Origin of the sequence: Streptomyces sp. NBC_00078 (genome assembly GCF_026343335.1) — a bacterium.
Taxonomy (GTDB): domain Bacteria; phylum Actinomycetota; class Actinomycetes; order Streptomycetales; family Streptomycetaceae; genus Streptomyces.
This window is the reverse complement of record NZ_JAPELX010000001.1, coordinates 6,524,624-6,548,715: the sequence shown is the minus strand read 5'-3', so window position 1 is coordinate 6,548,715 and position 24,092 is coordinate 6,524,624. Positions and strand designations below refer to the sequence as shown.

Annotated in this window: 22 protein-coding genes; 11 read left to right on the top strand and 11 right to left on the bottom strand. The window is 69.9% G+C overall.

Features of this window, described 5'->3' with window-relative positions; genetic code table 11:
• Positions 1 to 5: 5 nt before the first annotated feature.
• From OOK07_RS30875 to OOK07_RS30845, 7 genes are all read left to right on the top strand, one after another.
• Entirely contained in the window at positions 6 to 419 is a 414-nt protein-coding gene (locus OOK07_RS30875; protein WP_003993189.1) for a roadblock/LC7 domain-containing protein, read from the top strand.
• Between the two features lie 109 nt (positions 420 to 528).
• Complete coding sequence (locus OOK07_RS30870; protein WP_016432454.1) at positions 529 to 924, top strand: DUF742 domain-containing protein; 396 nt, start codon at positions 529 to 531, stop codon at positions 922 to 924.
• Complete coding sequence (locus OOK07_RS30865; protein ID WP_266522034.1) at positions 905 to 1,480, top strand: GTP-binding protein; 576 nt, start codon at positions 905 to 907, stop codon at positions 1,478 to 1,480. Before OOK07_RS30870 ends, OOK07_RS30865 begins: the two co-directional genes overlap by 20 nt.
• Before the next feature lie 391 nt (positions 1,481 to 1,871).
• Positions 1,872 to 5,210 carry a sensor histidine kinase gene (locus OOK07_RS30860; protein ID WP_266685039.1) on the top strand — a complete coding sequence of 1,113 codons (3,339 nt, stop codon included), beginning with the start codon at positions 1,872 to 1,874 and terminating at the stop codon, positions 5,208 to 5,210.
• A 10-nt stretch (positions 5,211 to 5,220) separates the two neighbouring features.
• Positions 5,221 to 5,634 (top strand): roadblock/LC7 domain-containing protein, encoded by a 414-nt coding sequence (locus OOK07_RS30855; RefSeq protein WP_037781109.1) that lies wholly within the window; start codon positions 5,221 to 5,223, stop codon positions 5,632 to 5,634.
• 96 nt (positions 5,635 to 5,730) lie between these two features.
• Positions 5,731 to 6,324, top strand: a complete 594-nt coding sequence (locus OOK07_RS30850; RefSeq protein WP_266685038.1) for a DUF742 domain-containing protein — start codon at positions 5,731 to 5,733, stop codon at positions 6,322 to 6,324.
• On the top strand, positions 6,305 to 6,886 hold the full coding sequence (locus tag OOK07_RS30845; RefSeq protein WP_026248371.1) for a GTP-binding protein: 582 nt from the start codon (positions 6,305 to 6,307) through the stop codon (positions 6,884 to 6,886). Before OOK07_RS30850 ends, OOK07_RS30845 begins: the two co-directional genes overlap by 20 nt.
• Positions 6,887 to 7,030: 144 nt before the next feature.
• Here OOK07_RS30845 and OOK07_RS30840 read toward each other — a convergent pair whose 3' ends face one another.
• From OOK07_RS30840 to OOK07_RS30830, 3 genes are all read right to left on the bottom strand, one after another.
• Positions 7,031 to 7,222 carry an acyl-CoA carboxylase subunit epsilon gene (locus tag OOK07_RS30840; protein ID WP_266799715.1) on the bottom strand — a complete coding sequence of 64 codons (192 nt, stop codon included), beginning with the start codon at positions 7,220 to 7,222 and terminating at the stop codon, positions 7,031 to 7,033.
• A 57-nt stretch (positions 7,223 to 7,279) separates the two neighbouring features.
• Positions 7,280 to 8,872 carry an acyl-CoA carboxylase subunit beta gene (locus OOK07_RS30835; protein WP_266685036.1) on the bottom strand — a complete coding sequence of 531 codons (1,593 nt, stop codon included), beginning with the start codon at positions 8,870 to 8,872 and terminating at the stop codon, positions 7,280 to 7,282.
• Positions 8,873 to 9,026: 154 nt separating this feature from the next.
• Positions 9,027 to 11,387, bottom strand: coding sequence for a polysaccharide lyase 8 family protein (locus tag OOK07_RS30830; protein ID WP_266799712.1), 2,361 nt, complete (start codon positions 11,385 to 11,387; stop codon positions 9,027 to 9,029).
• Between the two features lie 156 nt (positions 11,388 to 11,543).
• Between OOK07_RS30830 and OOK07_RS30825 the strand changes: the two genes are divergently transcribed.
• A complete protein-coding gene (locus OOK07_RS30825; protein ID WP_266685034.1) occupies positions 11,544 to 12,098 on the top strand; it encodes a YceI family protein in 555 nt (184 codons plus the stop codon).
• A gap of 182 nt (positions 12,099 to 12,280) precedes the next feature.
• Here the strand turns inward: OOK07_RS30825 and OOK07_RS30820 are convergent, their stop codons facing one another.
• The 3 genes from OOK07_RS30820 to OOK07_RS30810 all read right to left on the bottom strand — a co-directional run bounded on the left by OOK07_RS30820 (position 12,281) and on the right by OOK07_RS30810 (position 17,193).
• Entirely contained in the window at positions 12,281 to 13,636 is a 1,356-nt protein-coding gene (locus OOK07_RS30820; protein WP_266685033.1) for a hypothetical protein, read from the bottom strand.
• A 60-nt stretch (positions 13,637 to 13,696) separates the two neighbouring features.
• A complete protein-coding gene (locus OOK07_RS30815) occupies positions 13,697 to 16,705 on the bottom strand; it encodes a glycoside hydrolase family 3 protein (protein WP_266799710.1) in 3,009 nt (1,002 codons plus the stop codon).
• Positions 16,706 to 16,779: 74 nt separating this feature from the next.
• Entirely contained in the window at positions 16,780 to 17,193 is a 414-nt protein-coding gene (locus OOK07_RS30810) for an ATP-binding protein (protein ID WP_266799708.1), read from the bottom strand.
• A gap of 112 nt (positions 17,194 to 17,305) precedes the next feature.
• Between OOK07_RS30810 and OOK07_RS30805 the strand changes: the two genes are divergently transcribed.
• From OOK07_RS30805 to OOK07_RS30795, 3 genes are read left to right on the top strand one after another with little or no spacing between them, the layout of a single operon-like run.
• Positions 17,306 to 18,127: a helix-turn-helix domain-containing protein gene (locus tag OOK07_RS30805; protein ID WP_266685030.1), complete on the top strand. Its 822-nt coding sequence runs from the start codon at positions 17,306 to 17,308 to the stop codon at positions 18,125 to 18,127.
• Positions 18,124 to 18,387: a DUF397 domain-containing protein gene (locus tag OOK07_RS30800; protein ID WP_266685029.1), complete on the top strand. Its 264-nt coding sequence runs from the start codon at positions 18,124 to 18,126 to the stop codon at positions 18,385 to 18,387. The genes OOK07_RS30805 and OOK07_RS30800 overlap by 4 nt, the downstream gene beginning before the upstream one ends.
• The gene (locus OOK07_RS30795; protein ID WP_266799706.1) at positions 18,359 to 18,931 is read left to right on the top strand and encodes a hypothetical protein; all 573 of its coding nucleotides are present in this window, start codon (positions 18,359 to 18,361) and stop codon (positions 18,929 to 18,931) included. The genes OOK07_RS30800 and OOK07_RS30795 overlap by 29 nt, the downstream gene beginning before the upstream one ends.
• An 80-nt stretch (positions 18,932 to 19,011) precedes the next feature.
• Here the strand turns inward: OOK07_RS30795 and cimA are convergent, their stop codons facing one another.
• The 5 genes from cimA to OOK07_RS30770 all read right to left on the bottom strand — a co-directional run bounded on the left by cimA (position 19,012) and on the right by OOK07_RS30770 (position 24,085).
• Entirely contained in the window at positions 19,012 to 20,616 is a 1,605-nt protein-coding gene (gene cimA / locus OOK07_RS30790) for a citramalate synthase (RefSeq protein ID WP_266799704.1), read from the bottom strand.
• A gap of 315 nt (positions 20,617 to 20,931) precedes the next feature.
• Positions 20,932 to 21,207 carry a hypothetical protein gene (locus OOK07_RS30785; protein WP_266799702.1) on the bottom strand — a complete coding sequence of 92 codons (276 nt, stop codon included), beginning with the start codon at positions 21,205 to 21,207 and terminating at the stop codon, positions 20,932 to 20,934.
• Positions 21,208 to 21,507: 300 nt separating this feature from the next.
• Positions 21,508 to 22,734: an IS110 family RNA-guided transposase gene (locus OOK07_RS30780; protein WP_266802086.1), complete on the bottom strand. Its 1,227-nt coding sequence runs from the start codon at positions 22,732 to 22,734 to the stop codon at positions 21,508 to 21,510.
• Between the two features lie 239 nt (positions 22,735 to 22,973).
• Entirely contained in the window at positions 22,974 to 23,591 is a 618-nt protein-coding gene (locus OOK07_RS30775) for a TetR/AcrR family transcriptional regulator (RefSeq protein ID WP_266799700.1), read from the bottom strand.
• Positions 23,588 to 24,085: a hypothetical protein gene (locus OOK07_RS30770; protein WP_266799698.1), complete on the bottom strand. Its 498-nt coding sequence runs from the start codon at positions 24,083 to 24,085 to the stop codon at positions 23,588 to 23,590. Before OOK07_RS30770 ends, OOK07_RS30775 begins: the two co-directional genes overlap by 4 nt.
• Positions 24,086 to 24,092: the final 7 nt, after the last annotated feature.

The following is a 24,092-nucleotide window of genomic DNA, read 5'->3' as shown; positions in this document are numbered from 1 at the left end:
GCCAGATGAGCCAGGCGGCACAGAACCTCAACTGGTTGATCACCAACTTTGTGGACAACACCCCCGGGGTGTCCCACACCGTCGTCGTGTCCGCGGACGGTCTCCTTCTGGCGATGTCGGAAGGCTTCCCCCGTGACCGTGCCGATCAACTGGCGGCCGTCGCGTCCGGACTCACCTCGTTGACGGCCGGGGCCTCCCGGATCTTCGAGGGGGGCAGCGTGGCGCAGACGGTCGTCGAAATGGAACGCGGCTTTCTCTTCCTCATGTCCGTCTCGGACGGCTCGTCCCTCGCCGTACTCGCGCACCCCGAGTGCGACATCGGCCTGGTGGGCTACGAGATGGCGCTGCTGGTCGACCGGGCGGGCGCGGTCCTCACACCCGACCTCCGTGCCGAACTGCAAGGCAGTCTGCTCCACTGACCCTCACGGCACCACCCGTCTCACCAAATCACCGTCCGGCCGTCAAAATCCCCCCATCGGCCATTCCGACGGCACGACTGACCGACATGCTGTCCCGCCCGGAGGATTCATGACCCCGCCCACCGCCTCTCATGATCCGTACGCGGAGCCGTACGAGGATGAGGGCGACCAGCCGCTGGTACGTCCGTACGCGATGACCGGTGGCCGGACCCGGCCGCGCTATCAGCTCGCCATCGAGGCGCTGATCAGCACGACGGCCGACCCGGCAGCGCTCATGGGGCTGCTCCCGGAGCACCAGCGCATCTGCCACCTGTGCCGTGAGGTGAAGTCGGTCGCCGAGGTGTCGGCGCTCCTGGCCATGCCACTGGGCGTGGCCCGGATTCTTGTCGCGGACCTGGCCGAGGCCGGGCTCGTCGCCATCCACCAGCCTGGTGGCGACGAGACGACCGGTGCGCCGGACGTGACCCTGCTCGAAAGGGTGCTCAGTGGACTTCGCAAGCTCTGACGGAGGGCGGGCGACCACCTCCGCGAAGATCGTGGTGGCGGGTGGCTTCGGCGTGGGCAAGACCACGTTCGTCGGCGCCGTCTCGGAGATCAACCCGCTGCGCACCGAGGCCGTCATGACGTCTGCCTCGGCAGGCATCGACGACCTCACGCACACCGGCGGCAAGACGACCACCACGGTCGCCATGGACTTCGGACGCATCACCCTGGACCAGGACCTGATCCTGTACCTCTTCGGTACGCCCGGCCAGGACCGCTTCTGGTTCATGTGGGACGACCTGGTCCGCGGCGCGATCGGCGCGATCGTACTCGTGGACACCCGGCGCCTGGCCGACTGCTTCCCCGCGGTCGACTACTTCGAGAACTCGGGCCTCCCCTTCGTCGTCGCGCTCAACGGCTTCGAGGGGCACCAGCCGTACGCGCCCGAGGAGGTGCGCGAGGCCCTGCAGATCGGCCCCGACACCCCGATCATCACGACCGACGCCCGTCACCGGGCAGATGCCAAGAGTGCGCTGATCACGCTGGTCGAGCACGCTCTCATGGCACGGCTGCGGTAGATCATCGGGAAGTCGGCAAGGCCGTACGGCAGTTGTCGTAGGAGCACCGGAGCCGGCTGTGGCCTTTGACACGGTCGGCCCCGGTGTTCATAACGTTTTGACAGTGGAATCGCGTGGTACGGCCACGGGTGGTTGCCACCTGGTGCCACTGCGCACACGAAAGCCCCGTCATTTGACGGGGCTCGTTCTTTATGACCGTTTTATCTGGGGCTTACATCACACGGAATCTTCGCTTTCCACTGTTTGGAAGAGCGCAGGTCGTCGTGCTGGAATGCGTGAACTGCCCAATAGTCAAAGACGTACTCAGTAGTACTGCGTACTCAGTGACGTACTGGGCTCTGAGACACTGCGGCACAACGTTGGTGCCCGCCGCCGAGAGGTTGTTGGTCGAGTGAGGCGAAGCAAGAACGGTCCCGAGCCGTCGGCCCGGGGCAACTTCACCCCGCCGCCGCGCGGTGCGGCGCCCGCCCCTGTGCCCGGTTCCGAGCCGACGGCTGTCCCCGCTCCGAGCGGCGGCCGTTTCTCCCCCCGTAACTGGCGGGTGCCGACCCGGCTGAACGCGATCCTGCTCATACCCGTGACGGTCGGCCTGGTCATGGGCGGCTTCCAGGTGAAGAGCTCGATCGACACCTGGCAGGAGGCCCAGGACGCCGAGAGCACCGCACGTCTGGTGCGGGCCTCCCTGACCTACGCCAACGCGGTCAACAACGAGCGTGACATCACCGCCGCGCCGCTGCTCAAGGGCAAGGGCGAGACCGCCGAGGACAAGAGGACGGTCGACGCGGCCCGCAAGACGACCGACAACGCGGCCGACGCCTTCGACGAGGCGGCGCAGAACATGCCGAAGAAAGCCGGCCTGCTGCGCCGCCTCAAGCTTTTCCGGCAGGCCGAGCCGCAGCTGGCCACCCTGCGTGCGATCGCCTACTCCTCCAAGGTCCACGGAGTGGAGACCGAAGAGGGGTACGTCGCCGTCGCCCACCCCCTGATGGAGTTCGCCAACGAGCTCGGTCTGGGCACCGGCAACATCACCAGCTACGGCCGTACCGTCTACGCGATCTCGCTGACCCAGGCCGCTCTGTCGCTGGAGCGGTCGATCGGCATGCACGTGCTGGTCAGCCCCGGCCCCAAGAAGGACGACCTCGCCAAGCAGCGCGTCGCCCTCTCCTCCTACGCCTACCTCGAGGGCATAGCCATCGAGGAGTACAAGGCGGGCGGTACCGAGGCGGACGCGAAGAAGCTCGTCGACCTCGAGGCCAAGGCGAAGGCGGAGGGCACGGCCCAGGCCAAGCAGGCCGCCGCGAAGGCAGCGGCCGCCAACCAGGTCTACGTGCCGCCGCCGTCCGACCCGACGGAGATGGTCACGGCGCTCTCGGCGCTGCAGACCACCGACCCGAGCGCCCGTGCCCTGCTCGCCCAGCGGGGCATCACGGCCGAGAACTGGTGGGGGGTCACCACCCTCCGGGCCGACGTCTACCGGCGGATCCAGTCGGACATGGCCGACAAGGCCGTGAACGAGGCCTCGGACATCGCCGACAACGCCAAGCGTGACGCCCTCATCACGGGTGCCGCCGTCGTCGTCGCCCTGCTCCTGGCGTTCATCCTGGCCGGTGCCGTCGCCCGCCAGATGTCCCGCTCGATGCGCCAGCTGCGCAACGCCGCCTTCGGTATCGCCGAGCAGCGCCTGCCGATGCTGGTCGACCAGCTCTCGCGCACCGACCCCGGCCGCGTCGACACCCGGGTCGCCCCGATCCCGATCAACACCAAGGACGAGATAGGCGAGGTCGCCCGCGCCTTCGACCAGGTCCACCGCGAGGCCGTGCGACTCGCCTCCGAGCAGGCCCTGCTCCGTGGCAACATCAACGCGATCTTCACCAACCTGTCCCGGCGCAACCAGTCACTGATCGAGGGCCAGCTGACCCTCATCACCGACCTGGAGAACAACGAGGCCGACCCGGACCAGCTGGAGAACCTCTTCCGGCTGGACCACCTCGCCACCCGTATGCGCCGCAACGGCGAGAACCTCCTGGTCCTCGCCGGCGAGGAGCCCGGCCGCCGTTGGGACCAGCCGGTCCCGCTGGTCGACGTGCTGCGCGCCGCCTCCTCCGAGGTGGAGCAGTACGAGCGGGTCGAGCTGTCGGGCGTCCCCGAGGCCGAGATCCACGGCCGCGCCGTCACCGACCTCGTGCACCTGCTCGCCGAGCTCCTGGAGAACGCGACGACGTTCTCCTCCCCGCAGACCAAGGTCCGCGTCACCGCGACCCGTCTGCCCGACGGCCGCATCATGATCGAGATCCACGACAAGGGCATCGGCCTCACCGCCGAGGACTTCGCGGACATCAACCACAAGCTGGCCAACCCGCCGACCGTGGACGCCGCGATCTCCCAGCGCATGGGCCTGTTCGTGGTCGGCCGGCTGTCCGACCGGCACGGCATCCGCGTCCAGCTGCGCCCCTCCGGCGAGCAGGCCGGCACCACCTCGCTGGTCATGCTGCCCGACGCGATCACCCATGGCGGTGGCGGCGGCGAGCAGCAGCCGCGCGACGAGTTCACGGTCTCGCAGATCATCCCGGAGCAGAGCTACCGGGGCGAGGACTTCAACAACGGCCTGCCGATGCGCACGGCCGCGGAGCTCGGCTTCGACGACACCCGCTACACCGAGGTCCCGGACGACATCCGGGAGCTGGACCCGGTCGGCCGCTCGCTGATGCGCGAGGAGCGCCGTGCGGCCCTGGAGGCCCAGTCGCACGGCGACCAGCCGGGCCAGGAGTCCGCCGAGTCGTCCTACGCCGACCCCTACGGCAGGCAGTCGTCCTACGACAACGCTCCCGCCGGATTCCAGGAGCAGCAGCCGGGCGGCTACGACCCGCGCCCCGCCTACGACGAGCCGCAGCAGACTCCGTACGAGGAGCAGCAGCGCCCCGCGTACGACGAGCCGGCTCCCCGCCCGTCGTACGAAGATCCGTACTTCGCGCAGAACGGCGGCCTGCCGCGGAACGACACGTTCTCGTCCAACGGCGGCTACCCCGAGCCGTCGTATGCGGAGCCCGTCCGCGAGGAGCCCGCCGCCTCCCACGCCCCCGCCCCGGAGCCCTTCGCGGCCTTCGAGGAGCGGCGCTACCAGGACGACTGGCCACAGCAGGACGGCTACCGGAACGGATACTCCTCCGAGTACGCTGCGGAAACGGAATCCGCGCAGGCCGCTGACGTGAGCGAGCACGACCGCGTAGGCTTCGACCAGCCGGGACCGGCCCCTTCCGCCGGCCGCTCACTGACCGACGCCGGACTGCCCCGCCGCGGAGCCTTCGGGGCCGCTGCGAACGGTTCGAACGGCGCCCGGCAGGTGAACCAGGAAGCGCCGGCCCCCACACCGGAGAGCAACGGCAACGGCAACGGCACTGGTACGGGCAAGGGCACCGGCGACTGGCGTTCCACGAACGACGACCGCTGGCAGCAGGCCTCGCAGCTCCGGAAGCCGAAGGCAGGCGGGGTCACCGCCTCCGGCCTGCCGCGGCGCGTGCCCAAGGCCAACCTGGTCGAGGGAGCCGCCGAGACCACCCCTCAGGGAGGTCCCCAGATCTCCCGGGCCCCGGAGGACGTGCGGGGCAGGCTGAGCAACCTGCGGCGGGGTGTCCAGCGCGGGCGCGACGCCAGCGCAGGCAGTGAAACGAACGGCCAGGCCACTAGGAATCACCACAGTGGGCCTGACAGCACCTACAACCAGGAGCGTTAGTGTGAGCCCGATGAGCCAGGCGGCACAGAACCTGAACTGGTTGATCACCAACTTCGTGGACAACACCCCGGGGGTGTCCCACACCGTGGTGGTCTCCGCCGACGGACTCCTTCTGGCGATGTCCGAAGGGTTCCCGCGCGACCGTGCCGACCAGCTGGCGGCCGTCGCGTCGGGTCTGACCTCACTCACCGCCGGTGCCTCGCGCATCTTCGAGGGCGGCAGCGTGAACCAGACGGTTGTGGAGATGGAGCGGGGATTCCTCTTCATCATGTCCGTATCCGACGGTTCCTCGCTCGCGGTCCTTGCGCATCCGGAGGCGGACATCGGTCTCATTGGGTACGAGATGGCTCTTCTGGTGGACCGTGCCGGTTCGGTCCTGACGCCGGATCTCCGTGCGGAGCTCCAGGGCAGCCTGCTCAACTGACAGACAGACGGTGCGTATTGGCGTCCCGGGGCCGTAAGGTTTCGGGACGCGGCTCCACAGTGATTGGGTGCCCCGGCACGGTCGGAGGAGGAGAAAGTGGCAACACCCCCAGGCGGTTCGTCCTCGGGCAACTGGTCGTACGGCCCTGCCCAGGGCCAGGGCGACGGTTCCCAGAACCCGAACCGTTACAACTTCCCCTCCGCCCCGAGCCACCGGCGTCAGCAGCCGTACGCGCCCCAGGGTCCGCAGGGCCCCGGTCCGTCGCCGTACGACCAGCCGCCGGCGCCGCGCATCCAGCCCGTGCAGCCGCAGCGACGTGCCCCTGAGCCGGCGCCCGCAGGGTCGTCGAGCAACCCCCTGGTGCGCCCGTACGCCATGACGGGCGGCCGCACCAGGCCCCGCTACCAGCTCGCCATCGAGGCGCTGGTGCACACCACCGCGCAGCCGCACCAGATGCAGGGCCAGCTGCCCGAGCATCAGCGGATCTGCAACCTCTGCCGGGAGATCAAGTCGGTTGCCGAGATCTCGGCACTCCTGACGATCCCTCTCGGCGTGGCCAGGATCCTCGTCGCCGACTTGGCGGAGGCGGGACTGGTCGCGATCCATCAGCCCGGCGGCGACGAGAACGCCGGCGGCCAGCCAGACGTGACACTGCTCGAAAGGGTGCTCAGTGGACTTCGCAAGCTCTAGCGGCGGTCCTTCCCGCTCCACCACTTCAGCGAAGATTGTGGTGGCGGGTGGCTTCGGCGTGGGCAAGACCACGTTCGTAGGGGCCGTCTCGGAGATCAACCCGCTGCGTACCGAGGCCGTCATGACGTCTGCCTCGGCAGGCATCGACGACCTCACGCACACCGGAGACAAGACGACCACCACGGTCGCCATGGACTTCGGACGCATCACCCTGGACCAGGACCTGATCCTGTACCTCTTCGGTACGCCCGGCCAGGACCGCTTCTGGTTCATGTGGGACGACCTGGTCCGCGGCGCGATCGGCGCGATCGTACTCGTGGACACCCGGCGCCTGGCCGACTGCTTCCCCGCGGTCGACTACTTCGAGAACTCGGGCCTCCCCTTCGTGATCGCCCTCAACGGCTTCGACGGCAACCAGCCGTACAACCCGGACGAGGTGCGGGAGGCTCTGCAGATCGGCCCGGACACGCCGATCATCACGACCGACGCGCGGCATCGTGCTGACGCCAAGTCTGCGCTGATCACTCTCGTTGAGCATGCGCTCATGGCGCGGCTTCGGTAGTTGTGCCCGCGGCCACTGGGCTGCCCCGGACGGTTGTGTGCCGTCCGGGGGCCGTCCGTGGCCGCGTGCGTCCCCCACTCAAAGCCAGGAAGCATGCAGAAGGGCCCCTCTCTTGAGGGGCCCTTCTTTGTGGTGCCGTGCGGCTCAGTGCCAGCTGTGCGGGGCGCGGAATCCGCCCTCGCGCTCCAGGCGGCGCCAGCCGGCTTTTGCGCGGCCTCGGTGGCTCTGGACGTCCGACGGGGCGGCCGCGGCGCGAGCCAGGAGGATGGCCGTGATGGCGGCGACCTCCTCGGGCTCGGCGTGGCCCTTCTCGACGCGAATGTCAGGGGTGTTCATAGGTCTCAGTCTCCGTGAATGAGGTTTCCGCGAGGGTGTCGCGGAGGGTCCGCCGGGTTACTGCGGGGGGTTGCCGTGCTTGCGCGACGGCAGGTCGGCGTGCTTGGTCTGCAGCATCGCCAGGGAGCGGATGAGGATCTCGCGGGTCTCGGTCGGGTCGATGACGTCGTCGACCAGGCCGCGCTCGGCCGCGTAGTACGGATGCATGAGTTCGGACTTGTACTCCTTGACCATGCGGGCCCGCATGGCCTCGGGGTCCTCGGCGTCGGCGATCTGCCGGCGGAAGATGACGTTGGCGGCACCTTCGGCGCCCATCACGGCGATCTCGTTCGTCGGCCAGGCATACGTCAGGTCCGCACCGATGGACTGGCTGTCCATGACGATGTACGCACCTCCGTACGCCTTGCGAAGGATCAGTGAGATCCGCGGCACGGTCGCGTTGCAGTAGGCGTAGAGGAGCTTCGCGCCGTGGCGGATGATGCCGCCGTGCTCCTGGTCGACACCGGGAAGGAAGCCTGGGACATCCAGGAAGGTGACGATCGGGATATTGAAAGCGTCACACATCTGGACAAAGCGCGCAGCTTTTTCGCTCGCTTCGATGTCCAGGACGCCCGCGAGCGTCTGCGGCTGGTTGGCGACGATGCCGACGACCTGGCCGTCCAGACGGCCCAGCGCGCAGATGATGTTGCGGGCCCAGCGCTCGTGGACCTCGAGGAACTCGCCGTCGTCGACGATCTCCTCGATCACCTTCGTCATGTCGTACGGCCGGTTGCCGTCCGCCGGGACCAGGTCCAGGAGCACCTCGCTGCGGCGGTCCGCCGCGTCCGTGGACTCCACCCGCGGCGGGTTCTCACGGTTGTTCTGCGGCAGCAGCGACAGCAGGTAGCGGACCTCGCCGATGCAGGTCTCTTCGTCGTCGTAGGCGAAGTGGCAGACGCCGGAGGTCTCCGCGTGGACGTCGGCGCCGCCGAGGCCGTTCTGCGTGATCTCCTCGCCGGTCACCGCCTTGACCACGTCCGGGCCGGTGATGAACATCTGCGAGGTCTCGCGGACCATGAAGACGAAGTCCGTCAGCGCAGGGCTGTAGGCCGCACCGCCGGCGCACGGGCCGAGCATCACACTGATCTGCGGGATGACCCCGGAAGCCTTGGTGTTGCGCTGGAAGATGCCGCCGTAGCCGGCGAGCGCGGACACGCCCTCCTGGATGCGGGCGCCCGCGCCGTCGTTCAGCGAGACCAGCGGCGCGCCGGCCGCGATGGCCATGTCCATGATCTTGTGGATCTTCGTGGCGTGGGCCTCGCCCAGCGCGCCGCCGAAGATGCGGAAGTCATGGGCGTAGACGAAGACCGTACGGCCCTCCACCGTGCCCCAGCCGGTGATCACACCGTCCGTGTACGGCTTCTTGGCCTCCAGGCCGAACCCGACCGCCCGGTGCCGGCGCAGCTGCTCGACCTCCTGGAAGGAACCCGGGTCCAGGAGCAGCTCGATGCGCTCCCGGCCGGTCAGCTTGCCCTTGGCGTGCTGCGCCTCGGTCGCCTTCTCGCTCGGCCCGGCCAGCGCCTGCACACGGATCTCGTGCAGCTCGGCCACCCGGCCGCGCGCGTCCGTCGGCTCAGTCGACTCACCCGGCGCCTCATCCAAAACGGTCATGTAGTGACCATACGAAGCCCAGCAAGGAATGCGAGCCGTCGACTCCGTACAGTCTCCGGCCCGTTTTCCTGGTGCCCCTGAACAGAACCTCAACGGCATGCAGGCGTTCCGACTGCTCAGGGGGCATGCGGCTTGTAGGGGTCGCACAAAGCGGTCAGCTGAGAGTCAGCTCACATCGGTGAGTCGAACATGACACGCCTGGGGCAACCCTCACGGTGAGGCGGTGGCCCGTGCAGAGGACTTCGACCGCGTCGTCCGCCCGGCTCACCCCGCGCACAGGACGGTCCCAGGTGATCTCGATCGGTTCGCCCGTTCGGGGCGGTTCGCTCACGCAGAGAGTAGCGGTACGGCCATGGCGGCGTACGAGGATGCTCGCGGGCGCCGAGGTGGTCAGCGGGCCCGCCGTTCCCCGCTGCCAGAAGTTGGCGGCCGTGAGACCCAGGGAGGGGACCAGGACGGCCTGGCAGGCGTCGTCGTTGGCGAGCAGGGACAGCCAGTGGCGGTCGGCGGCTCGGGAGACGACGGTCCGGCGGGCGGCGCCGGGCATGAGGACGTAGACGTATGCGGCGTCCGTCGGGTCCGTGCCGTGATCGAGCCAGAGGGTCTGCCAGCGCCGGGTGGCCCGCTCCGCCGTACTGGAGGTGTTGATGTCGGACCAGGCGCCGGTGCGGTCCTCGCGCAGGGTGTGCAGGTCACCGTCGGGCACGAGCCAGCCACCGTGGCCCTCCAGGTGCGCCCAGCCCCGGCCCCGTACGAACCCCTGGGTACCGCCCTCCCCCAGGTTGCGGTTGTCGACGACCGTCTCGACGGGGACCCCGTCGGCGCAGGTGATCCCGGCGCCCAGGCAGATCACCGCGTCCGCGACGCAGAACCACGACTTGCGGGCCCGGAGCGTCGAGCCGAGGCCCTTGAGGTGCTGGCCGACGGCCGCGTACTCGCCGTCCGTCGTACCGCCGACCCAGCGCACATCCGGCTTGGGGGCGCCCCACTCGCCGCCCGCGTTGTCGGCGAGGCGCCTGGTGGAGACGGTGGTGCCGGGGAGGCGGTACCAGTCGACGGTCGGCCAGAACCAGTCTGTGTACTGGTCGGACCGGTCCGATCGGTCCGACCGGTCGGACCGATCGGACCGGGCGCCCCGCCCCTGCGGCCACCAGGAGACCATTCCGGCGCCGGTGTGCCAGCCGCGCGGGTTCTCGCCGTTGCCGCACTCGTAGTACGTGATGCGGTCGCTGCACATCGCGATGTGTGCCGTGAAGCCGGAGCCGCGGTGGACGGCACGGTCCATGGCCGGGAAGAGGCGGTGCCCGGCGGGTTCCGGGGCTGCCGGAACCGGCGAGCCGGCGACGGCGTGCAGCCGGGCCAGGTCGGCGACACCGAACTGAGGGGCCGTCAGGACCGGTGTCACCGTGTCCCGTTCGATCCAGCCCTTGACGGCCGCGTACCAGCGCTCGCGCTCCGCGGCACTCGCGCCGCCGGCCAGCAGGGCGACGGCCGCGATGATGCCCTGCCCGTGGAAGTGGTCGCTGCGCATGACGTGGAGGTCGTCGCTCTTGAGGTAACCCCGGCTGATGGCACGGCCGTTGACACCGTCCATCACCAGCCCGTCGTGGACCAGGGGCGCGTAGGCGTGCTCGACGCTGTCGAGGACGATCTGCCGGTTCGGGTCGGTCACCTCCCACGCGGATCCCGCGAGGAGCGTGAACAGGCGGCCGAGGCCGTCCAGCATCACCTGTCCGTACGTCCCCGAGTACGCGACCTGGGTGTGCTGGACGAACGAGCCGTCCGCGTAGAGCCCGTCCCCCTTCGTGACGTACGGGAAGACCGGCGAGAGCGCGTCGCGGGCGAGGGCGATCCTGTCGTCCGCGCGTCCCAGGATGCCGCGCAGAACCACCGAACGGCACAGGTCGACACGGTTGGCGCCGGTGGAGGTGCCGGAGTAGTCGGTCAGCATCGTGTCGGGGATGAAGTGGTCCACGGCGGCGCAGGCCGCGTCGGTCTGCGTTTCGGTGAGGTGGTCGTGGAGCGCGGCCACGATGTCCATGAGGAGCCGGGGGCTGCCGATCTGCCATTCCCACCAGTTGCCGTAGCGGGTGGTTGCGGGGCTGTAGATCGTGGCGGAGAGGTGGTCGAGGCCGCGCAGGACGTCCGCGAGGAGCGCCGGGTCGCCGGTCGAGCCGGTGCCCTGCTGGACATGGGCCTGGGTCATCGTCCACAGCCGGCCGTAGCTCTGGGTGATGCCGGCCGGCGGGTCGTAGGGGTAGCCGGGCCAGAGGGAGGTGGGGGTGGGCGCCATGGTGGCCCGGGCGGTGCGGGCCAGTGCACCGGTTTCGGCGAGGCGGGAGGCGTACGGCTCCGCCGTGGGGTCGTAGTCGGTGCCGAGGGCGATGTCGAGCCAGCGGCGGCGGAGGACGTCGTAGGGGTCGGAGGCGAGGCCGGGGCCGACGGCCCGGGCGGGGGGCGCGGCCGCGGCCAGGAGCGCCGCCGCGAGTAGGACCGCTCGACGGGTGGGTCTCATGGAGCCGCCGCGGTGTGGGTTCATGCCCTGGGCATCTACCACCTCAGGGGCATCACGCCAACACTTCGCGGATGACGTTGATGCCCGAAAGGAATAGGTCTACGGTCATCCCTGTTGAGTAGTTCAAGATTCAACATCAATTCGAAGGAGCATGTCATGGGGAACACCGACCTGACCGCACTGACCGGCGACTACTCGATCGACGCGGCGCACTCCACGATCGGCTTCACCGTCCGGCACGCCATGGTCACCAACGTCAAGGGCAAGTTCCTCGACTTCAGCGGGTCGCTGCACCTGGACGGGAGCGCCCCGGCCGCCTCCAAGGCCTCCCTCGACGTCAAGATGGAGAGCATCGACACAGGGTCCGCGGACCGCGACGGGCACCTCAAGAGCGCGGACTTCTTCAAGACGGAGGAGTTCCCGACGATGACCTTCCGCTCCACCTCGGCCGAGTCCCTCGGCGGCGACGACTACCGCATCACCGGTGACCTGGAGATCCTCGGCACCACCAGGCCGATCACCATCGACCTCGAGTTCAACGGCGCCGCGAAGGACCCCTTCGGCAACGAGCGCGTCGGCTTTGAAGGCAAGGCGGAGATCCTGCGTTCCGAGTGGGGCCTGACGTGGAACGCGGCGCTGGAGACGGGCGGCGTCCTGGTCTCCGACAAGATCAAGCTCAACTTCGACATCTCCGCGATCAAGAACGCGTGACCGAGCGCGCCCGCCCCCGGCACCGGGAGGCGGGCGCTCCGCGTTTCGGGGCCGGCCGTCAGCAGGTCGAACCGAGGCCGGACTCCCCGTCCCGAGCCGCGCGACCTCCGCCGCCGGCCGGCCGCCCGGTCTTCCCGCGGGCGCGTCCTGAGCAGCCCGAGGATCAACCACCGCTCGGTGGGTCAGAACCCTCCGCCGAAGTCCCCGCCGCCCCCGAAGTCCCCTCCCCCGCCGTCGCCGAAGCCGCCGCTGAAGTCGCCGGGGTCGAAGTCCGCGCCGGACATGTCGCCGCCGCCGTAACCGCCGCCGAAGTCGCCGTATCCGGAGCCGTAGTCGGCCGCGTAGGACGGGGCGGCCATCATGCTGCCCAACAGGGTGCCGACCAGGAGCCCGGGGAGGAGGCCGCCGCCGAAGTAACCACCCGCCCAGGGGCCGTAGGCGGGGCCCGCGTCCCAGTACGGGCGGCGGCCCTGGTCGGTGTCGACCTCGCGGACGACGGGGTCGCGGCCGTCGGCGAGACGGGTGGCGTCGGCCGCGCAGACGGGCACCTCGCGCGGGGCGCCGGCCGGGGGCGTCCAGGTGGCGTCGGCGACGGAGGGGCCGTGGCGCGGGTCGAAGAAGCAGGGCGGACGGCGCTCGGGCAGCGGGCGGCCCTCGCGGCGGGCGGCGAGCTGGCTGAGGGAGAAGCGGCCGTCCTCCAGGGCCTGGGTGACCGCGCGGACGTCCTCGGGTTTCGTGGCGCCGGCCATGAGGGACTTCGCCCGCTCGTAGGCGTCCAGCGCGCGTTCGTAGTCGGCACGCATCGCGTCGTCGGCGCCCGCTTCCGCCGGGTGGAAGTCGAGGCGGTCCAGTTCCTCGCCGAAGGCGGTGATGTCCTCGTCGACCACCACCCTCAGCCGCTCCAGCGCGGCCCGCTGCTCCTCGGCCCTGCGGCGCCGGCTGCGTCGTACGAGTGTGAGGGCGCCCGCTCCGCCGGCCACCAGCACCGCGCCCGCGGTGATCAACGCGGTGGCCGACACCCCGCCGCCGGAGGAGGAGGACCCCCAGCTCGACGGGGCCGAACCGCCGATGTTGGTGAGCGCGCTGTTCGTGAAGTCGGTCAGCTGGGCCCTGGCGTCCTTCTCGCCCTGGACGCCGGTGACGAGGTTCTGCACGGCGGTGTGCGGCAGCACGGAGGCGTCGGCGCGCGCGTCGAAGCGGTCGCCGAGGCGGATCGCGTAGAGGCCGGTGATGCCGGTGGCGGTGCGGAGGTTCTGGAAGAGGTTCGCCGTCGGGTAACCGGCGGGGAGGACCGCCACGAACAGCGGTTTGTCGGCGTCCTTGATCTGTTTGGCCAGGGCGTCGGCGTCGGCGGACGACAGTTGGGCCCGCGCCGCCGGGTCGACGTAGACGGGGCTCTTGCGCAGGGCCTGGGCGACCGTCGAGACGCTGGTGGCGGCGGAGGCCGGCGGGGCGCCCGCGGACAGGACGGTCAGGGCGGCGAGCAGCAGGGCCAGGAGCAGCCCCGGGAGACTTCGGGTCCATGCGACGGCCTTCATGGTTCGAAGCTACCCGAAGCCTCCCAAAACCGGTCGTTCTTGCAGGTGGCGGGTATCGCCTCAGGCGGCCCGCCAGGCCTCCGTCAGCTTCTCCACGGCCGCCCCGTAGTGCCGTGTGAGGGTGAGGTGGTCCGCGTCCGCGAAGGGCTTCGCGACCCCCGCCGTGATCGCGGCGCCCGCCTTCTGCTGAACGATCAGCCGGGCCCTGGTGACGAGTGCGCGGCCGGCCTCGTCGGCCCCGGCCCTCTCGGCCACGGCGGCGGCCACCGCGAGTGCCTTCAGTGTCACCGCGCCCCCCTCCGGCACCTTGGCCAGTGTGGTCAGACCCCAGCCGTACGGGAACTGCGGGTCGTACGCCGAGTCACCGACGTTGATCGGCAACTGGGCCTCGGACCGGGGCCAGGTGACCGGGAGCCGGCCGGTGAAGGCGCGTTTGCCGTACAGGACGTCGGCCACCCCGTCGCCCTCGGTGCCCGGCAGCCAGGACGCGACCAGACCGTCGATCCCGCCTAGCCGGTCGCCGATCAGCTGGGGGCGCCCGGAGACGATCAGCACCGCGCACTTCATGGCCGCGCACACCTTGTCGACGGCGGCCTTGTCGGCGGGGGTCAGCTCCAGGTCGTTGCCGTTGCCGACGTCGCCGACGCCCTCGGCATAGGGGGTCTCGCCGACGACGACCACACCGACGTCGTGGCCGGCCATGGGCGCGGAGGCGTCCTTGGAGTAGGTGACGTCACCGTCCTTGCGCATCCCGTCGAGGATGGTCGTGCCCCGGGTGTGGGTGCCGGACTCGCCCTGCCAGGTGACGGTCCAGCCACCGGTCTGGTTGCCCAGGTCGTCGGCGTTGGACCCGGCGACGTACACCTTCTGCGACGCCTTCAGGGGCAGGACGCCGTTCGCGTTCTTCAGCAGGACCTGCGACTCGGCGGCCGCCCGGCGGGCGACGGCCCGGTGTGCGGCGGAACCGATCCGCGAGGCGTTGCTCGTGTCGGCGTAGGGGTGCTCGAACAGCCCCAGCCGGAACTTCTGCGTGAGGATGCGCGACACGGCGTCGTCGACCCGCTTCTCGCTGACGCGGCCCGCCTTCACCTCGGCGATCAGGGTCGAGCTGAAGTCCTGGTAGCTGTACGGAACCATCATCATGTCGACGCCGGCGTTGACCGCCGTGGTGACCTGGGACGCGTAGTCGCCGGGGAGTTGGTCGATGGCGTTCCAGTCGCTGATGACGAAGCCGTCGAAGCCCATCCGGCCCTTGAGCACGCCGTTGATCATGTCGGCGCGGGCGTGCATCTTCACCGGGCCCTGTCCGTCGCCGAGGACGTCGAGCGAGGAGTACGACGGCATGACGGTGCCGATGCCGCGGTCGACGGCGGTCTCGTACGGCGCCAGGTGGACGGCCTCCAGCTGCTGCCGGGTGACCTTGGTGACGCCCTGGTCGATGGTGTACGTGCCGGTGGTGGAGGAGCCGTACGCGGTGCCGCCGTCGCCGACGAAGTGTTTGGCGGTGGCGAGGACCTTGTCGTCGTCCTTGAGGTCCTTGCCGTTCGCGGCGCCCTGGAGGCCCTGGATGACCGTCTCCATGGACTGGACGAGGGCCGGGTCCTCGCCGAAGGACTCGTAGGAACGGCCCCAGCGTTCGTCGCGGGTGACGCAGAGGCAGGGGGCGAAGTCCCAGGGGACGCCGGTGGCACGCACCTCGGACGCGGTCACCGCGCCCGCCTTCTCGGCGAGTTGGGGATCCCTGGTGGCTCCGATGCCGATGTTGTGCGGCATGATCGTGGCGCCGACCAGGTTGTTGTGGCCGTGCACGGCGTCGACGCCGTAGATCAACGGGATCTGGAACCGCGTTGCCTGCGCCCGGAGTTGGAAGCCGTCGATCATGTCGGCCCATGCACCGGGAGTGTTGGGCGTGGGCGTGGAGCCGCCGCCGGACAGGAGTGAGCCGAGGTCGTAGGCGGCGATGTCCCCGCCGTTCCCCACGGCTCCGCGTTCGGCCTGAGTCATCTGGCCGGCCTTCTCCTCCAGGGACATACGGGAGAGGAGATCGGCCACGCGCTTCTTCACCGGCAACTTGCTGTCCAGGTACGGCAGTCCGTGGGCGTCTATCACGACCTGCGGGGTCTCGGCCGGGGTCTTGGCGCCGGTGACCGTGAGCTTGAGCGGGATCGCCTCGGCGGATTCGGCGGACCTGTCGCGCAGGGTCGGCACGTGGATGGTCCGAGTCGCGCCGGACGCCGTACCGGCCGGGAAGGTGAGGGTTCCGGTGACCGGTGTGTAGTCCCTGCCGGGGTCCGCGGTACCGCCCGTGGTCTCGTACGTGACGGTCACCGGGTCGTCGACAGGGGCGGAGCCGGTGGTGGCGAGGGTGACCTCGACTGTGGCCGAACCGCCCTCCTTGACGGGGTACACGGCGGCGTCCGTGGTGACGGAGGCGCGCAGGGACTGGTCGGCCCTGCCGTACAACTCCACGTCGTCCATGGCGAACTGGCCCTTGGCCCCGGCCGGGAGGGTGACGGAATAGCCCCACATCCGAGTGAGCCCGAGGACGTGGTCGATGCCGCCGACGGGCTGGTAGTCGGTCCGGTAGACGAAGTCGGTGAAGGGGATCTCGACCTGTTTCCAGCCGGTGAAGTCGTCGGTGAAGGAGGTCGTCCAGAGTTCGGAGGCCTCGCCGTTCGCACCGCCGTCCTTGATCTCGAAGGCGATCTTCTTGCCGCTGTCCCGGCCGTCCCACCAGAAGCGGATGCCCTGGTGGGCGGACCAGTCGTGGGCGGGTTCGTTCGCGGCGAAGTCGTGGGTGAAACCGCCGTAACCGCTGATGTCGTAGGTGCCGGCGAGTACCTTTTCGCCCTCGGGGGCGTCGGGTCTTGCGGTCAGCTGGAGCGCGGGCGGGTCGTCGCTGTCGCCGCCCCAGGTGAAGATCCCCTCGGCGGGCTGGGAGGCGAAGGGGACCTCGCCCTCGAAGCGGTCGACGGGCACCGGGGCGGGCTCGTCGACCGCCCGGGCGACGGCGAGGGGCAACAGGGCGGTGAGCAAGGCGGTGGAGACGAGCAGGGCGGTTCTTCGCATGACCTTCCCTCAACTCTCTTGCGTCTCAAATGACTTAGTTCACCTCGTGAGTTAACGAGTGGCGCAGGGAACCGTCAAGACGGCCGACAGCCCCGGAACTCACACCAGACCACTTTGCCCGGCTCCCGGTGCCGCACTCCCCAGTCGTCGGACAGCGCGGCGACCAGCAGGAGCCCCCGGCCGCGCTCCGACTCCGGCATGACGTCCGGAGTACGGATCTCGCCGGGGCCGCTGTCCTGAACCTCGACACGAAGGACTTCGGCGGTGTCGAGACTCAGATCCAGCCGGAAGCAGCGGCCCGGCGGGACGCCGTGCAGGAGGGCGTTGGTGGCGAGTTCGCTCACGCAGAGCAGTACGTCGTCGCTCCGCCGGGTCAGACCCCAGTCGGCGAAGGTGACGCGCGTGAGATCCCGGGCTACGGCCACCGACCTGCGGTCTCGGGGGTAGAGGGCGGTGCGGGCGTGGAGGAGTTGGGGATGGGCGTTCATGGGGCGACTGTCACAGGGAGTCACTACTGTGGGGCAGTGGGTGAGGTCGTAGTCCTGATAACTACGACCTCGCTACGAGGAGTTCGTGCCGTCGCGGGGGAAAGGGACAGCCATGCACACGGCCAAGAAGCCCAGGAAGGTCAGTTCGTGGCGTGCGGTCGGGGCGCTGGTGGCGCACTGCCGGAAGCGGGCCCGACTCACCCAGGAACAGCTCGCCGAACAGGCCAGCATGAGCGTGGACACGGTGGGGTCGATCGAGCAGGGGAGGCTGGCACTGCAGCCGGACAGGGCGGAGCAGTTCGACGAACTGATGGGTACGGGTGGGGTGTTGGCGGTGCTGGTGGAACAGATGCCGGTGCGGGAGAAAGTGGTGCAGTTCGCGCAGTCGCTGGTGGACCATGAGCAGGAGGCGGTGGGGATCCTGTCGTACCAGAGCCTGGCGGTTCCGGGGCTGCTTCAGACCCGGGACTACTGCCGAGCCGTCTTCGGCTATCGGTACCCGGCCATCGGCAGCGAAACGGCCGAGCAGTGGGTAAGCGCCCGTATGGAGCGGCAGTTGGTCTTCGAACGGAAGCGGCCTCCCGTGTGCCACTTCATCATGGAGGAGAGCATCCTGCGACGGCAGGTCGGCGGCTCGGAGGTGATGCGGCAGCAGTACCGCCACATTCTGGAGTACACCGAACCCGTACACATGAGCCTTCAGATCATGCCGATGGACCGGGCACCGCACGCCGGTCTCGACGGGCCGATGGTGTTGCTGGAGACACCCGAACACGAGCTCCTGACCTACCTGGAGGTCCAGCGTGCCAGCTTCCTCATCGAGGACCCCGACGAGGTCAGCGACTATCACTACAAGTATGGAATGCTGCGGTCACAGGCCCTCTCACCGGATGAGAGCGTGCGCTTCCTGCACGGATTGCTAGGAGACCGATGAGCACCGCACTCCAGTGGTTCAAGTCCAGCTACAGCGGCAGCGAGGGCGGCGACTGCATCGAGGTCGCCCACGACTGGCGCAAGTCCAGCTACAGCAGCAACGAGGGCGGCGACTGCATCGAGGTCGCCACCCAACCCTCTGCCATCCACATCCGCGACTCCAAGAACACCGGCCCCAACCTCACCGTCGCACCCGGCACTTGGGCCGCCTTCCTCGGGCTCGCCCGGCGCGATGCGCACGTCTGGACTCGAACTCCCTGACCAGGAGGGAAGCTTTCGCCAGGCCGAGCAGGCGGCAGACCGGGTCGCCGCCCTCGCGGCGAGCGGCATAGCCCTGTCGGCGCGGACTCTGAGCGAACTGGCCGCGCTCACCGGCGACCTGCCGCCCGTATCGGCCACGGGTGCCTTGACCGCGGCAGAGGTCAAGGACGTGGTTCGGATCGAACAGGTCCACAGCGGCGCGGTCGAGCGCGCGGGGCGCTGGGTGGTACCGCGGAGGCTGGAGCTCGCGGTGACGTACTGCGAGGTGACGCTCGACTTCACCGACGCCGTGATCACGCACGACACCTTGCGGATCGACGTGGCCATGACGGGGAAGACCCTGACGCTGGTCACGCGGCCGGGGATCGTGGTCGACACCGATGGTCTGCAGCTGGTGCACAGCCGGATCAAGTACCGTCAGGCTCCGACTGATCCTGATACGCCGGTCGCTTTGCGCGTGGAGCTGGTCGGTCTGAAGGCCCACGGCCGCGTGGTGGTGCGACCCCCGCGTCGGACGTTCGGGCAGTGGCTCCGGCGCAGGTAGGACTCGGTCGGCAAGGGTCCGGGAATGCCGAACGGGCCGATGTGCACGGCCCGTTCGGTGGGACATACGACCGCCTCGGCCTACTCGGCGGGCTGCACCCCGGCCCGCAGCAGACCGTACGTGTACGCGTCCTCCAGCGCCTGCCAGGAGGCGGCGATGACGTTCTCCGCGACTCCCACCGTCGACCACTCCCCCGCACCGTCGGACGTGGAGATCAGGACGCGGGTCGTGGACTGGGTGCCGTGGACGCCCTCCAGGATGCGGACCTTGTAGTCGACGAGGTCGAGCTGGGCCAGCTGGGGGTAGATCTTCTCCAGGGCGACCCTCAGCGTCCGGTCCAGGGCGTTGACCGGGCCGTTGCCCTCGGCCGTGGCGACGATGCGCTCGCCCTTGGCGAAGAGCTTGACCGTGGCCTCGTTGGCGTGGATGCCGTCGGGGCGGTCCTCGACGATGGCGCGCCAGGACTCGACCTCGAAGTACTTCAGGGGCTTGCCCTCGACCTCGCCGCGCAGCAGCAGCTCGAAGCTCGCGTCCGCCGCCTCGTACGTGTAGCCCTTGAGCTCGCGCTCCTTGACCCGCTCGACGACCCGGCCGACCAGCTCACGGTCGCCTCCCAGGTCGACGCCGAGCTCCTTGCCCTTCAGCTCGATGGAGGCGCGGCCCGCCATGTCGGAGACCAGCATCCGCATGGCGTTGCCGACCCGTTCGGGGTCGATGTGCTGGTACAGGTCCGGGTCGACCTTGATCGCGGAGGCGTGCAGGCCGGCCTTGTGCGCGAAGGCGGAGACGCCGACGTACGGCTGGTGGGTGGAGGGCGTGAGGTTCACGACCTCGGCGATGGCGTGCGAGATACGGGTCATCTCGCGCAGCGCGCCCTCGGGGAGGACCTTCTTGCCGTACTTGAGCTCCAGTGCCGCGACGACCGGGAAGAGGTTGGCGTTGCCGACGCGCTCGCCGTAGCCGTTCGCCGTGCACTGGACGTGGGTCGCGCCCGCGTCCACCGCGGCCAGCGTGTTGGCGACCGCGCAGCCCGTGTCGTCCTGGGCGTGGATGCCGAGTCGGGCGCCGGTGTCGGCGAGGACCGTCGCGACGACCGCCTGGATCTGCGCGGGGAGCATGCCTCCGTTGGTGTCGCAGAGGATCACGACGGAGGCGCCCGCCTCCGTGGCGGCCCGTACGACGGCCTTCGCGTACTCCGGGTTGGCGCGGTAGCCGTCGAAGAAGTGCTCGCAGTCGACGAAGACGCGCCGGCCCTGCTCGCGCAGGTGGGAGACGGTGTCGCGGACCATCTCCAGGTTCTCGTCCAAGGTGGTGCGCAGCGCGAGTTCGACATGCCGGTCATGGGACTTGGCGACCAGCGTGATGACCTCGGCGCCCGAGTCCAGGAGCGCCTTGACCTGCGGGTCCTCGCTCGCCTTGGCGTTCGCGCGGCGGGTCGCGCCGAAGGCGACGAGCTGGGCGTGCCTGAAGTCGATCTCCTGCCGGGCGCGGGCGAAGAACTCGGTGTCCCGCGGGTTGGCGCCGGGCCAGCCGCCTTCGATGAAGCCCACGCCGAAGTCGTCCAGGTGCCGTGCGATGGCCAGCTTGTCCGCGACGGTGAGGTTGATGCCCTCGCGCTGCGCGCCGTCGCGCAGGGTGGTGTCGAAGACGTGGAACGAATCGTCGAGCTCGCTGGTTTCGGTCATGGTGTCAAGGCTCCTGTGTTGGATCCCAGTGGATGCGGCTGTACCGGAATGACCGGCTCCACCGTCCCCCAATGGTCCCTCGCGCTTTACTCCCGGCTGAAGGTGGGCCAGAAAAGCGAAAAACCCCTCGCGGGTGCGAGAGGTCTGCGCGCGGGTCGAGGACGACGGTGTCCGCCCGTACCTGGTCGTACGTGGCGGTCACTGCGGACCGGCGCGCCTGCTGCCGATAATCATGGCGAACGAGAGCACGGAGGAAGTCTGGCACAGACCGCCTCCGTGCTCACCGTCCGTCTCAGGATGCGAGCACGGTGCTGTTCATCGCAGGTGGCGTACGAAGCCGTCGCTCACGCCGTTGGTGTCGCCGGGGACCAGCCGGGCGGCGTCGGCGCCGAGGCCGAGCAGCTGGTCACCGCCGGACGAGGTGACGTGGACGGCGTCGTCGGTGCCAGGGTGCCGTCGGCGGCCGTGCTCACGCGCGCGGCACCCGCGGCCGTGCTCACGCGCCCGGTGTCCGGCTGCCCGGGGCCGGCCCGCGCCGCGGTCGTGGACGTCCGGGCGAGGGCGACGACAACTTCCGTGCCAGCGCGGCACTTGAGGCGCGGGGCATCAGCGTGTCCTCCACGCGGTCGTGCCGGTACACGCGACCGGCAAGACCGCGCCCGGCAGGCGTAAGACGGCTCTGGACATGTTCTCCCCCCCGAGGCCCCGAGGCCCCGAGGCCCCGAGATCCCGAGATCCCGAGGTCCCGAGGTCCCGAGGTCCCCGATGACGCACTTCCCCCGGCCCCGCGCCGGGGCTCCCTTCGAGACAAACGCACCCCCGACCACAGGGTCAATCGGCCTTGTTGCGCACAACGCGGGCGGGAGGTCAGACACCCCATGTCGTTTGGTGTCAAGCGGCAGGGGTGTGGGCGTGGTGCGACCAGGCGGTCGCTTCGTCGTAGAGGGTTCGGGTCTTGAGGCATCCGTGGAGGATGCCGACGAGGCGGTTGCCGAGCTGCCGCAGGGCCGGGTTGTAACCGGCCTCGCGGGCGCGTTGTTTGTCGTAGTAGTGGCGGGCGCCGGGCGAGGCGCGCAGGGCGGAGAACGCCTGGGTCTGCAACGCATCGGCGAGCCGGTTGTTGCGGACGTAGCGGGCCTGGACGGTATGGCTCTTGCCGGAGGCCCGGGTGATGGGGCTGGTGCCGGCGTAGTTCTTGCGGGCTTTGGCGGACGCGTAGCGGGTGGGGTCGTCCCCGAACTCGGCGAGCACCCGGGCGCCGGTGATCTCCGCGATGCCGGGCATCGAGAGGTAGATCTCAGCGTCTGGGTGCTTGAGAAAATGGGCCCTCACCTGCCCTTCCAGGTCGGCTATCTGCTCGTTCAGGGCGATCAGCAGCTTCGCGTGAGCGGTGACGGTGGCCGCGTAGGCGGTCGTGACCGGCTCGGGCAGGCCCAGCTGCCGTTCGCGCAGCGCGGCCTGGATCGTGGCCGCTTTCGCGTCCCGGTTGCGCCGGCGGGCACGGGCCAGAACGGCGGTGATCTGGGCACGGGTCAACTTCGCCCCGGCCGCCGGGGTAGGGGCCTTGATCAGCAGTTCCAGGGCGTCCGTGCTGGTCAGGGTGAGGTCCGCGTAGGCGTTCAGCGCGGCGGGAAAGTACTCGCGCAGCGTGCTGCGCAGCCGCTGGAAGGTGCGGGTGCGTTCCCAGATCAGGGTCTGGTGAGCGCGGGCGACGACCTTGACGGCCTGCGCCTGCTCGCTGTCCCCGGCCACCGGCCGCAGCTGGGCCCGGTCGATGCGGACCATGTCCGCCAGCGCGTGCGCGTCGCCCCTGTCGCTCTTGGCGCCGGAGGAGGCATAGCGTTCCTTGAACCGGGCGACCTGCCGCGGGTTGATGGCATAGACCTGGTAGCCGGAGGCGATCAGGGCCTGCACCCAGGAGCCGCGGTCGGTCTCGATCCCCACCACCACGTCGGCGGCATCCAGGCCCTCGCCGCCGTGCTTGGCCAGGAGCTCGTGCAGCTTCGCGATTCCCTCCACGCCCTCGGGCAGCCTCGCCGCGGCGAGTTTTCGGCCTGCCTCGTCCTGGACCTCGACGTCGTGGTGGTCTTCGGCCCAGTCATCGCCGATCAGCAGCAACTCGTCCTCCTGGTCAGGTGCTTTGCTCCATGCAGCCTGCGGAAGGCACGGCACGCGGCCTAATGGATCCAGTGCTCACGCCCCACTGCCCGGCGGGCACGCCACCCCATCAACGGTCTGGCCTCCCGGCCGACCAGCAGGGGCACGGTCTGACCTCAGAAGTCGAATGCTTCCGGCGTCGGTAGTGCTCACCTGCTGGCGGCTACGGACCCGAGCATTCCCCGGCTCCGTAGCTCCCATTAGGCGTCCGCGAGGAGTCTCTCCTCCACGAACTCCCGTACATGGCCGAGAACTTGCGCCCGGTCCCACCCCCGCAGTCCGACAGCCACGTGCAGGGAGAAGCCGTCCAGCAGGGCCCGCAGACGGGTCGCGCTCCGGTCGGGGTCGACGCGGCGGAACTCCCCCCGCGAGACCCCCTCGGCGATCAGCGCCACCAGGTCGCGGTGCCAGACGCCCTCGATCGCGGCCTGCCGGTCGCGGGCGCCCGCGTCGAAGGCGGCGTTCTGCGAGCGGTTCCAGACCTCCAGCCAGAGGGTCCAGTGCGGGTCGCGGTGGCCGTCGGGGAGGTACAGGTCGATGTACGCGTCGAGTCGCTCGCGGGCCGTGCCCGTGCGGCCCAGGAGCAGCCCGCGCTGGGCGCCCAGCCGGCCCTCGCTCCACTCCAGGACCTGCAGCAGCAGCTCGTCCTTGGAGTGGAAGTAGTAGAGCAGGTGGCCGCTGCTCATACCGACCTCGCGGCCGAGCGCCGCCATGGTCAGCTTCTCCAGACCGCGCTCGGCGATCATCTCCATGGCGGCGGCGAGGACGTCCTCGCGGGGTGGGGCCGGGGTGCGGCGGCGGGAGGGCGTCGGGCTCATGCCGCGGCCACCCGCACCGCGTCGGGCAGGAAGTGCGTCTCGTACGGGCCCGTGCAGTCGGCGAACAGCGTCGCCACCACCGCGCCGCACCCCGCGCACACCTCGTTGGGCCCCTCGCGCCCGGGCGCACCGCAGCACCCGATCTCCTGCAGGGCGGGGTTGGCGGACAGCCGGCCGCGGGTGTCCTCGGGGTGGACCACCAGGGTGTCGCGCGGCCCGGCGGACATCAGGTAGCCCTGCCCGTCGGGGTCCCCCATACAGGCGTTGCCCGGGTGGGCGACGTCGCACCACTCGGGATCGGGATGCGGCACATACGGCGCCCCGCACGGCTCCGGGTCCACCGCGTACGCCCCGCGCGGCACGGCCGACGGGGCCCGTCGGGACCCGTCGGGGTTCTTTCGCCCGTCGTACTCCGGGCGGGGCGGTACCTCGGGCAGGAGGCGCAACGGCTCGGTCAGCCGTGCTCCGCAGGCGGCGCACATCAGCAGATTCACCCGTACG

Bases quoted from the DNA above. Each gene is read 5' to 3' on its own strand.
- OOK07_RS30835 (WP_266685036.1), bottom strand. From the start codon at position 8,872: ATGACCGTTTTGGATGAGGCGCCGGGTGAGTCGACTGAGCCGACGGAC.
- OOK07_RS30800 (WP_266685029.1), top strand. From the start codon at position 18,124: ATGAGCACCGCACTCCAGTGGTTCAAGTCCAGCTACAGCGGCAGCGAG.
- OOK07_RS30810 (WP_266799708.1), bottom strand. From the start codon at position 17,193: ATGAACGCCCATCCCCAACTCCTCCACGCCCGCACCGCCCTCTACCCC.
- OOK07_RS30795 (WP_266799706.1), top strand. From the start codon at position 18,359: ATGCGCACGTCTGGACTCGAACTCCCTGACCAGGAGGGAAGCTTTCGC.
- OOK07_RS30840 (WP_266799715.1), bottom strand. From the start codon at position 7,222: ATGAACACCCCTGACATTCGCGTCGAGAAGGGCCACGCCGAGCCCGAG.
- OOK07_RS30830 (WP_266799712.1), bottom strand. From the start codon at position 11,387: ATGAGACCCACCCGTCGAGCGGTCCTACTCGCGGCGGCGCTCCTGGCC.
- OOK07_RS30815 (WP_266799710.1), bottom strand. From the start codon at position 16,705: ATGCGAAGAACCGCCCTGCTCGTCTCCACCGCCTTGCTCACCGCCCTG.
- cimA (WP_266799704.1), bottom strand. From the start codon at position 20,616: ATGACCGAAACCAGCGAGCTCGACGATTCGTTCCACGTCTTCGACACC.
- OOK07_RS30820 (WP_266685033.1), bottom strand. From the start codon at position 13,636: ATGAAGGCCGTCGCATGGACCCGAAGTCTCCCGGGGCTGCTCCTGGCC.
- OOK07_RS30855 (WP_037781109.1), top strand. From the start codon at position 5,221: ATGAGCCAGGCGGCACAGAACCTGAACTGGTTGATCACCAACTTCGTG.
- OOK07_RS30775 (WP_266799700.1), bottom strand. From the start codon at position 23,591: ATGAGCCCGACGCCCTCCCGCCGCCGCACCCCGGCCCCACCCCGCGAG.
- OOK07_RS30805 (WP_266685030.1), top strand. From the start codon at position 17,306: ATGCACACGGCCAAGAAGCCCAGGAAGGTCAGTTCGTGGCGTGCGGTC.
- OOK07_RS30870 (WP_016432454.1), top strand. From the start codon at position 529: ATGACCCCGCCCACCGCCTCTCATGATCCGTACGCGGAGCCGTACGAG.
- OOK07_RS30825 (WP_266685034.1), top strand. From the start codon at position 11,544: ATGGGGAACACCGACCTGACCGCACTGACCGGCGACTACTCGATCGAC.
- OOK07_RS30875 (WP_003993189.1), top strand. From the start codon at position 6: ATGAGCCAGGCGGCACAGAACCTCAACTGGTTGATCACCAACTTTGTG.